Here is a 10,541-nt window from a genome sequence, read left to right as displayed (position 1 = left end):
TAAAGACTCATTCACGAGTATCAAAGACTCATTGTTGCATTCCAAAATATATCTTTTTCCCCTGCCTCCCCTGCCTCCCCTGCCCCCTATCTCAAAATCAAGAGGCTGGCTTTTTCAGTCAGGATTCGCTAAACTCACGCATATTAAATTTGCAATTAAATACTTTCAATTAGCAACGCCAGAAGACTAGGGTACAGATGTGGGAAACAAAATTCAATTCATAGATAGACTGCGATTGGGTTTCGCGGTGTCAGTGGCAAAAAGTGTGACGTTTATAGTGCGATCGCTCCGTCTGGGTGCTGCTAGTGTATTACCAGGCTCAATTGCTCGTCGCATTGAACCCCGAATTTTAGAATTATTGAGTCAGCAAGTTAAAAACGGAGTGATTTTAATTGCTGGTACTAACGGCAAAACCACTACAGCCCTGCTTTTATGCACAATCCTAGAACGCAAGGGTTTTCGCGTAACTCATAATTCTACAGGTGCAAATCTAGAAAATGGCTTGATGACGGCGCTGTTAGAAAGTACCAACTTACTAGGGACGCTAAATACTGATTACGCCATTTTGGAAGTTGACGAAAATATTGTACCGAAAGTATTAACACCACTCCAGCCGCGAATTATTCTCTGTTTAAACTTGTTCCGCGACCAGCTTGATAGATACGGCGAAGTCGATACAATTAGTAAGCGTTGGACAAAAGTTATTTCCACCCTACCAGCAGAAACAGTGGTAATTCCCAACGCTGACGACCCAACTTTATCTAGCCTCGGTCAGCAGTTACCGCAACGGGTGTTATTCTTTGGCTTAAATGAACCAGAAAATTATTTAGAAGCTATTCCTCACGCAGTCGATTCTATCTATTGTCCCAAATGCGGACATTCTCTAGATTACAAGGGTGTTTATTTGTCTCATTTGGGAGATTTTACTTGTCCTAAGTGTGGTTTCAGTAAAAGTAAACCGACTTTAGAAAGTAGTGAATGGTCGCAAATTTTAGTTGGTTTGTACAACAAATACAATACTTTAGCTGCTGCTACTGCCGCTATTGAGTTAGGAGTTGATCAAGTAACAATCAGAGATACTATTAACACCTTTCAAGCTGCCTTTGGTCGTGCTGAAGATTTAGTTATTAACGGTAAACGCGTGCGGATATTGTTATCAAAAAATCCTGTAGGAACGAATGAAACCATTCGTGTAGTTACTCAAAGCACAGATAAAACCACACTGCTGGTATTAAATGATCGCACGCCAGATGGCACTGATGTATCCTGGATTTGGGACGTAGATACCGAGAAATTAGTCGAACGCGGCGGGACTTTAGTAGTGAGTGGCGATCGCGTCTATGATATGGCACTACGTCTACGTTACAGCCAAAAGTCCCCTGAGAGCAGCATAAATTTAATTGTCGAAGAAGATTTGCGACAAGCGATCGCTACCGCATTAGAGCATACACCAGAGAATGAAACTCTGCACATTCTACCCACCTACTCAGCCATGCTAGAAGTGCGAGAAGTTCTTACCGGTCGTAAAATTCTTTAAATTGGACAGTGGGAATTAGAGAAATTTTTCTCATTCCTCAGTTCCCACCACCCAATCAAATTACGAATTACGAATTACGAATTACGAATATGAGTTCTCAAAATTTGGAATTAACAATAGGTTGGCTTTATCCGACGCTGATGAGTACTTATGGCGATCGCGGTAATGTAATTACTATAGAACGTCGCGCTCAATGGCGGGGATACGATGTTAAAGTGTTACCCCTAGATCAAAATTCCACAGCCGCAGATATTAAAACTGTCGATGTCATAGTTGGTGGTGGCGCACAAGATCGTCAGCAAGAAATCGTCATGCGTGATTTGCAAGGCGCGAAAGCTGATGCAATGCGCGAAAAAATTGAAAATGGAACCCCAGGTGTCTTTACCTGTGGTTCACCCCAATTACTGGGACATTATTATGAACCAGGATTAGGACAACGGATTGATGGTTTAGGAATACTTGATTTAGTTTCCGTGCATCCTGGCGAAAATACTAAGCGCTGTATTGGGAACTTGGTAATTGAAGTGACAGCTTCACGTTTAGCGCAAGATTTAAAAGAGATGACGGGTAGCACGCCATATTTGGTAGGCTTTGAAAATCACGGCGGACGTACCAAGTTGGGGAAAGTTGAAGCATTGGGGCGCGTGGTATACGGTTTGGGAAATAATGGAGAGGATGGGACAGAAGGAGCATTTTATCAGAATGCGATCGCTACTTATTCTCACGGCCCTTTGTTACCAAAAAATCCTTTCGTCGCCGATTGGTTAATTCAAACAGCGCTGCGGCTCAAGTACGGGGAAGCGATCGTATTGCCACCTCTAAATGATAATCTTGCTGTACAAGCACGAGAAGCAATGTTTAAGCGGTTAAAAGTAACTTTACCAAGTGTTGCTGCGGTGAAAGTTTAACCTTACAGGGATTCGGATAAGGTTTTTTGATGACACGCGATAAATCGCCATTTTTACAATAATCAGTACTTTGTAGAGACGGCGATTTATCGCGTCTCCTGCCTTAACCAAACCCTATTGTCCTGCCTTCTGCCCCCTACAATATAGAAAAAACATTAAGAATGTGAATTAGATATCATAGCGATCATTTTGATGTGGCATCTCTAGCCCACAATAAAAAGAAAGCGAATCAGGGATTGAGTGAGCAGAGAATGTTATGGCGATAAACAAAAAAAACCCCCAGTGAGCGTTAGCCAACCAGGGGAGTTAGTTATCAGGGTGCATCTACCAATTAAGTGTTCTTAGTTCAAACCCCATGCTCAGGACAAATTTGCAAAAAAGTCAGTTATTATTTAAAATAAAAAACCCCCAGCCGATGTTAGTCTACTAGGGGAGTTAGTTATCAGGGTGCATCTACCATTAATGTCTTCTAGGGGCAGCCACTATCTTCCGGGAAAAATTGTAAAAATCAGGTTGATAGCAATTTCTACGAAGGGGTAAGCCTACGCAACTACAAAAAAACCCCCAGTGGGTGTTAGCCAGCCAGGGGAGTGAGTTATCAGGGTGCATCTACCAATCATCTTTTCTAAAGCGAATGGGTAACTACCGGATAAATTAGCAAGAGGTTGAAGTTATTGCTGTTTGCTCACCAAAAAAAAGCCTCAGCACTTATTAGGCAACCAGAGGGGTTAGTTATCAGACATCGGTGCAACTTAAGTTCAAATTCTTAAGAATCTTGTTTCCAAGTTCTATCTGTAAATGATCCTTATTAGGCTACTAGCACGAATTCGGAAGGTGGTAGCCTCCATGAGGATTAAAAGCCAGAGACTCTTAAAGAGCAATCTACCGGATAAATTAGCATTTACCAGAGAAAAAAGCCCCAGTGAGTGTTAGCCAGCTAACGGAGCTAGTTATCAGGGTGCATTTACTAATATTTACTGATTAAATAACCAGTGCGCTGCCTTAAAACTTTGATGCATCATATCATGTTCGGGCAAATTACTTTTGATATGTCATTGCCAGTGCAACAAAGTGGAACGTTCGCAATGACAATTGTGTAGCCGGACATGATATCAGAAATAATTACTGCTTACTTCCTTCATAAAAAAACCCCCAGTGGGTGTTAGCCAACCAGGGGAGCTAGTTATCAGGGTGCATCTACCAATTAAATGTTCTAGACTTAACCACCATACTCCGGATAAATTTGCAAGATATGCCAAAAACAAGTAGCTTTGCCAATTCATCGGGAATAACTTCCAGAATTCCATAGCCCCGTTGGTCTGACATTCACTCCAAGGGCAGAAATCCTGATTCTCAAGACCCAATTTTTTTTCTTGCAACATATACCTAAGACTTCCGCGATACGTCAAAAATCAAGGTACATCTATAGGATTAATCAAGTATTCTAGGATTAAGAACTATTTTCTGGTAGAGAATATCTGCATCAAAAGTTGCTGTTGTTGGCCAAAATAAAAAAACCCCCAGTGGGTGTTAGCCAACTAGGGGAGTTGAAGATCAAGGTGCATCTACCAATTAAGTGTTCTAGATCCAAGTAATCCGATCCGGATAAAGTTGTAAAGCCAGGAAAAGCAAAACAACACCGAATCAGAAACATTCAGGGGTGGGATGCATCTAAGTTATCAAAGGGAGCAAATCGACTTGAAACTTTCGTGTTTCAAACCAGATTTAGGAGGCGGACAAGAGAAACTGTGACCCAGGAATTCCACATTTCGGTAACTCCTGTAGGGCAAAATGACTACTTGGTGCGGACGGAACAAGTCGCGCCTGGGGTACCATTGGCAGAAGAATTGGTGACTTGGCCTGTAGCTGATTGGTTGATGGCTGCTGGGCATTTGATGAATGACCCCTTGAAGTCAGTCTTGCAGGGAGATCCATTTACTTCTGGTGGGCATGAAAGCAATATCGCCAGAAACTCTGTTAACTTGGTGGCCTTGGGTCAACTATTTTATAACGCCCTATTTCAAGGCACTCTCAGAGATAGTTGGATTACTGCCCAAGGGATTGCCCAGAACCACCAACAAGTACTACGCTTGCGTTTGGGGCTAAAAGACACGAGGTTAGCTCGTCTACCTTGGGAAGTCATGCACGCAGGCGATCGCCCTCTAGCTACTGGCCCTTATGTGGCTTTTTCTCGCTTCCAAAGTGGCATTTCGGGGGGTTCTCCTTTGCGGCGCAATACTTTCACACCACGAGAACAGGGTAGCGTGAAAGTATTGATGGTAATAGCTTCGCCCTCAGATCAAGTCCGTCTTGACTTACAGAAGCAGGAAGCGATTAAACTACAAGCAGAACTTCACCGTCAAACATCACGACTGGCTGAAGGTAACAATCATTTCCCAGAAATTGAACTCACTGTATTAGACCAACCAGGACGAGAAGAATTAACCCAAGCTTTAGAACAAGGTAGATACCACGTTCTTCACTACTCCGGTCATAGTAACTTAGGCGGTAATGGTGGAGAAATTTATCTTGTTAGCCGCAGAACTGGCTTAACAGAAATCTTAAGTGGAGACGATCTAGCAGGTTTGCTCGTCAACAATAATATTCAAATGGCAGTGTTTAATTCCTGCTTGGGGGCGTACACAGCTACATCTGATGCCTCTGGAGATACTGGTGAACGTAACTTGGCAGAAAGCCTGGTAAAACGCGGAATTAGAAGCGTTTTGGCTATGTCAGAACGGATTCCTGATGAAGTGGCATTGACGCTCACACAATTGTTTTACCGCAACTTGAGCCAAGGATATCCGGTAGATTTGTGTGTTAGTCGGGTGCGCCAAGGATTAATTTCTGCCTATGGTTCTCACCAGACGTACTGGGCATTACCGATTTTATATCTCCAACCAGAATTTGACGGTTTTCTCAGTGAAGAAACTGAGTTATCCGATGCAGAATCACGGAATCAGTATATTTCGCCTTTAGGAATAACTTCCGCGATGTACTCTGCTATGGCAGATGATAGCGACATGCCTTTAGGGATGGAAGAAATGATTCCTTCTGGTTTGGCGCGTGATTCTGGATTGGACTGGCTAGGTGAGGATACTTGGGGCGATCTTGTAGATGAAATTGAGTATGATGACCCAAGTTATGAAGAAGATTCGGCTATAGTTTCAGATTTATTTCGTCAGCTAGATAACCAAAAACTTCCACCTGAACTAGATCAACAAATTCCAGAAAATAACTTTCAGCAAAGTCAGGTTTCAGAAGAAATGACTTCTCTGGGAGAGGAAGGAGATTTGTGGGGAGAAGTTCCAGCACCGCCACCTCCAATTACTGGGAAATTTGAAGGAAATTTAGAAAATTCTGATCTTTCGCGTAGGCATAGCCCAACCCAGGCATCGCAACCACTTTCATCAAGACCTCGTACCCAACGCCGCAAACTATGGCCAATTGTAGGAATTGTGGGAATTAGTGCGTTAGTTGCTGCGATCGCTTTAAACTGGTGGTGGCAAAATCGCTCCCAGCAAGTAAATTTACCTAAGATCCCAGCAATTTCCTCTGAATCTTTACCCATTCAAAAGCAGCAAAATATCGACTTACAGATAGCAGCCACTGGAATTGTCACCGCGACTGCTACAGAAAAATTGAGCCAGGGCGACTTACAAAGTGGGTTATTGGCTGTAGAAGAACTACTCAACCGTGGCGCACTAGCTGCGGCGGAAACTGCTCTTAAACTGGTTCCAAGTGAGCAAGTTGACGATCCATCTGTAAACTTTTATAAGGGGCGATTAGCTTGGCAGTCAATCCAAACTGGAGACAGTAACTATAGCGTTGATGATACCCGCCGTTACTGGGAAACTGCTGCAAAAGCTCAACCAGAATTACCTTTGTATAATAACGCTTTAGGATTTGCCTACTACGCAGAAGGCAATCTGAACCGAGCCAATGACTCTTGGTTCAAGGCTTTGAATTTAACTCTCAAAGAACAAAACCCAGATTCAAAGACAGCACCTGAAGATGCTTTAACTTCTTATGCTGGGTTAGCTCTTGGACTGTATAAATCTGCACGTAGTCAATCTAATGGTAAGCAGACACAGTATCTTAATGAAGCGATTAAGTTGCGGCAAATGGTTCTCAAGTCCGATCCAGTCAATTTCCAGGTAGATAGATTAGCTAAAAATTGGTTGTGGACAGAAAAGGCGATTGAAGATTGGCGATCGCTCCTTCAGGAAAAAGGTGAACAAGAGTGAAAAAACTAGGAGTTGGGAATGAAAGTTCCAAATTATATTGATCACTAAAAATTTCGCCTCATACCAATTTGAAAAAAGAATGGGACAGATGGGTAGGGGCACAACAATGTTGTGCCCTTACGAATAATTAATGTATCGCAAAGATTACTTGAATTGGTATAATATCATGTTCGGCAAATCACTTATAATATGTCATTGCGAATGCAACGAAGTGAAATGAAGCAATCGCAAAAGTTTGGGATTGCCGCGCTTCGCTCGCAATGACATAAGCATTAAGTCGAACATGATATAATTCACAAATTCCAATTGCGCCGGAAATGGAAGAAGCCTTCTAAAAACTCTTGCAAAGCAATATTGCTATTTAAATTCTGCTTACTCCATTCCCTTGCAGTTTGTTCCAATATCTCTGAGAAACTGGGATAAACAGGAGATAGATTTGCTAAATCTTTGACTTTAATTTTTTGAAACATTGCTAAGGCAATCAAATTAATTAATTCTCCAGCTTCTGCCCCCAATATCGCAGCTCCCAAAATTTCGCCGTTGCGTAGCACAATTAATTTACATATACCAGTAGTTTCATCCCGGATTTGGGCTGCTGCCACTGTTTTAAAATATTGTCGCAAAACTAAAACTTCATCTCGACTAAATAGGCGTTTTGCTTGCGCCTCTGTCAAACCCACTTGCGCCACCATCGGCACAGAAAACATTGCCCAAGGAATGGAGCGATAATTTACTCGTAACCTGGGGAAAAAAAGTGCATTGTTTAAGGCAATTTTTGCTTCATAATTAGCGATATTTGGAAAATCATAACCACCAATGACAGCACCACAGGCGTAAATCCGGTGGTTAGTAGTTTGTAGTTTATCATTCACTACTAAACTACGCCGATGCCATTTCACACCTACTGTTGCCAAATTTAGGGATTCAAAATTCGGCTGCTGTCCAGTAGCCACTAAAATTTCATCAGTTTCAATGGCTTTATCTCCCGCTTGAATCCACTTTTTATCTTCAATTAGCCTCACCTGAGTTACTGGTGTATCAGTAAAGACGCGCACACCTTCGACTTCCAACTGTGCCTGAAGCAATATGGCTATTTCAGGGTCAATAGTGGGTAGAAGATATGGATGCTTGACTATCAGTGTCACACTGCAACCAAACCGCGCTAAAGTTTGAGCGATTTCAATACTTTGGGGAATCCCGCCAATAATTACCCAATTTTTGCGTAATATTGCTCCCTGTAAGGATTGCCAAATATTAGATAGGGTTAGGTAGCCAGTGGTTTGTAATCCTTCAATCTCTGGAATTTCTGGACGCGAACCACTGGCCAGCAAATAGGTACGGGCGCGTAGTAGGCGATTATTAACGGCAAAAGCTAGTTGGGGTGAAGATTGAAATTGACCACTGCCAACGATAATATCTACCCCCAGCGCAGCTAGGATGGCAGGAGAGTGCTGTTCTTTGAGATTTGAGGCGACGCATTGAGCATACAGCATCGCTTCCTGCCATGCCATAGATATGTGGCATTCTTCTGAGGTATCAGTGTGTGTGGCATGAATACCAAAACTAGCGGCATCATTCAACTTCTGCGCCAGTTTACCGATTTCGGTAAGAGCATGGTGATCAGTAAACCCGTAGTCTACTTTCGGTTCCACCAGGGCAACTGTAGCATGTAGTTGGGTTGCAGCAAGGGCAGCATAGTATCCGGCAAGACTGCCGCCAATAATTACAACATCGTAGTCAACGGTCACGCGAATTTAAAGTTAGGAGTTAGGAGTTAAGAATTAAGAGTTAGGAATTAGGAGTTAGGAGTTAGGAGTTAGGAGTTAGGAATTAGGAATTAAAACCCTTCTTCAATTTATAACTCCTAACTTATAACTTATAACTCCTAACTCTCTTTTAACGCTGTTAGTAAGCGTTGGTTATCGGACTCTTCACGTACAGCAACCCGGAAAAAGCGATCGCCTAGTTCTTTAAAACTAAGGCAATCGCGGATTAAAATCTGGTGATGCTTGAGTAATTTTTGCTGTAACTGCAAAGTCGACTCTTGGGACTCAACTAATAAAAAGTTAGCAGCACTTGCTTGGGGTTGCAATCCTGGTATTTCAGCCAAACCCTGGAAGAGTTGGTTTCGTGCAGGTGGTAGCCATGCCCAGGTTTGCTGCTGAAACTCCGTATCTTGGAGGGCTGCAATTGCCGCCGCCGCCGCTAGGGTGTTTACGGGCCAGGGGTCGCGCCATAGCTGCCATTTAGCTAGACAGTCAGGGTGTGCGATCGCATATCCTAATCGCAATCCTGGAAGACTGTAAAATTTGGTCAGCGATCGCAATATTACTAAATTCCTATATTCTTGCACCACCGGAATTAGGCTTTGTTCCTCATTGGGCGGCACAAAATCCATAAATGCTTCATCCACCACAACCAAAGCAAATTGCTCTAAGTAGGGCAAAATAGTGTCCCGTGAAAATATCTTTCCAGTTGGGTTGTGGGGATTATTCAGCAATAGCCCCCAGTGAGTGCTGAGTGCTGAGTGCTGAGTGCTGAGTACAACTGGTAACTCAGCACGGGCTAAACGCCCCGCTTCTGCTAACAGCACTCGTTGCTCAGAACTAATCAAAGGACACTCCAGCACATTAGCGTTATATGCTGCCAAGGTTCGGTAGTAGTCACCAAAGGCTGGAGTGATTAAAATCGTCGCGGCTAATTGGGCTAATTCCCTACCTACTAAAGTGAGTAATTCTGCGGAGCCGTTACCCGGCAGAATCCACTCAGGCGGCAGTTGATGGAAGTGACTGAGAGCTAGTCTCAGTTCACTATAGTTCGGGTCTGGATAGTGCTTAAGATTACCAATCTGGGACAGTATAGCAGCGATCGCGCTGTTTGGAGGCCCCAACGGGCTGATGCTAGCAGAAAAATCCAGAATAGCGTCAGGGGGACAGCCAGCCAGTGCTGCTGCCCAGGCTAAGTTTCCCCCATGTGCAGGTTGCCGCATTAAAAAAAAGTTCCCAAAGACAGAATCTATGCTTTTGGGGGCGCTACCTTCTCTCTAAACAGTTTTCCTGCGGAGAAAGCAGGAACCCTCGTAGCTGGAATTTCCATTTTTTCATTTGTTTTCGGGTTGCGACCTTCGCGGGCTTTACGTTCCCGTGATTCAAATGAGCCAAATCCCACCAATGTTACCTTATCACCAGAGGAAACCGCTTCAATAATCGTTTCCAAAGCGGCAGTTAAGACTGCATCCGCTTGTTTCTTGGTAACACTAGCTTTTTCAGCTACGGCATCAACTAATTCACCTTTGTTCATGTCAAACTCCTGAAGGTTTACTTGAGATTCTTTACGGATGTATCTAATACATCTGTACTAAAATCTTTGTTCGCGGGAATACAAAAATCATCCTTTGGGAGTATGTTTACTCAAAACGGCTGTACATCCCATCGGCTCGACTTTTCAATGAATCATTCTAAGGCGTTGTAGCCTGATGTGGATAGATGAAACCATTAATTTATATAGATTTCAGGATTTTTTGTAATTTTAGGGTACTTGTTCCACTAAAAACCACCCTAAAAGTAGGAAAAAATACTTAGTGAAAACCACGATAGCGAAGATAACAGGGCAATGGGGAGGTGGGACATAGTTAATATTGTTGGGATTAATTACCGATGTTAAAGAGTTATTAAGTGCAATTGAAGGAGACAGGAGGCAGTTTTCCTCGTGTCTCCTGCCTTCATTGATAAGAAATACTCATACCTTGTCCTGACGCAAAACTAGACGGTGTAGGGGCACGGCAGTGCCCATTGGTGTCAACTTAAACAGTTGACTGAACAAAATAAGAATCCCACGGCTTCAAGCCGT

7 protein-coding genes are annotated in these 10,541 nt (G+C 43.1%); 4 read left to right on the top strand and 3 right to left on the bottom strand.

The window, feature by feature from the left end:
- From VB732_RS22640 to hetF, 4 genes are all read left to right on the top strand, one after another.
- Positions 1-190, top strand: a 190-nt coding sequence (locus VB732_RS22640) for a hypothetical protein (RefSeq protein WP_323233146.1), incomplete at its 5' end; no start/stop codon positions are given.
- Between the two features lie 9 nt (positions 191-199).
- Complete coding sequence (locus VB732_RS22635) at positions 200-1,537, top strand: Mur ligase family protein (RefSeq protein ID WP_323233145.1); 1,338 nt, start codon at positions 200-202, stop codon at positions 1,535-1,537.
- An 89-nt stretch (positions 1,538-1,626) separates the two neighbouring features.
- The gene (locus VB732_RS22630; RefSeq protein WP_323233144.1) at positions 1,627-2,445 is read left to right on the top strand and encodes a type 1 glutamine amidotransferase; all 819 of its coding nucleotides are present in this window, start codon (positions 1,627-1,629) and stop codon (positions 2,443-2,445) included.
- Between the two features lie 1,748 nt (positions 2,446-4,193).
- Positions 4,194-6,692 (top strand): cell division protein HetF, encoded by a 2,499-nt coding sequence (gene hetF, locus VB732_RS22625; protein ID WP_323233143.1) that lies wholly within the window; start codon positions 4,194-4,196, stop codon positions 6,690-6,692.
- Between the two features lie 293 nt (positions 6,693-6,985).
- On the opposite strand, the gene VB732_RS22620 is transcribed toward hetF, so the two are convergent.
- From VB732_RS22620 to VB732_RS22610, 3 genes are all read right to left on the bottom strand, one after another.
- Complete coding sequence (locus tag VB732_RS22620) at positions 6,986-8,440, bottom strand: NAD(P)/FAD-dependent oxidoreductase (RefSeq protein ID WP_323233142.1); 1,455 nt, start codon at positions 8,438-8,440, stop codon at positions 6,986-6,988.
- Between the two features lie 137 nt (positions 8,441-8,577).
- The gene (gene cobD / locus VB732_RS22615) at positions 8,578-9,681 is read right to left on the bottom strand and encodes a threonine-phosphate decarboxylase CobD (RefSeq protein ID WP_323233141.1); all 1,104 of its coding nucleotides are present in this window, start codon (positions 9,679-9,681) and stop codon (positions 8,578-8,580) included.
- Positions 9,682-9,707: 26 nt separating this feature from the next.
- The gene (locus VB732_RS22610; protein WP_010998076.1) at positions 9,708-9,992 is read right to left on the bottom strand and encodes an HU family DNA-binding protein; all 285 of its coding nucleotides are present in this window, start codon (positions 9,990-9,992) and stop codon (positions 9,708-9,710) included.
- Between the last annotated feature and the right edge of the window lie 549 nt (positions 9,993-10,541).

Source organism: Nostoc sp. UHCC 0252 (assembly GCF_034931145.1).
In the GTDB taxonomy this organism is placed as follows: Bacteria; Cyanobacteriota; Cyanobacteriia; order Cyanobacteriales; family Nostocaceae; genus Nostoc.
This window is presented reverse-complemented; position numbering and strand designations above follow the sequence as displayed.

Excerpts from the sequence above, each read along its gene's own strand:
- VB732_RS22630 (WP_323233144.1), top strand. The coding sequence starts at position 1,627 with ATGAGTTCTCAAAATTTGGAATTAACAATAGGTTGGCTTTATCCGACG.
- cobD (WP_323233141.1), bottom strand. The coding sequence starts at position 9,681 with ATGCGGCAACCTGCACATGGGGGAAACTTAGCCTGGGCAGCAGCACTG.
- VB732_RS22610 (WP_010998076.1), bottom strand. The coding sequence starts at position 9,992 with ATGAACAAAGGTGAATTAGTTGATGCCGTAGCTGAAAAAGCTAGTGTT.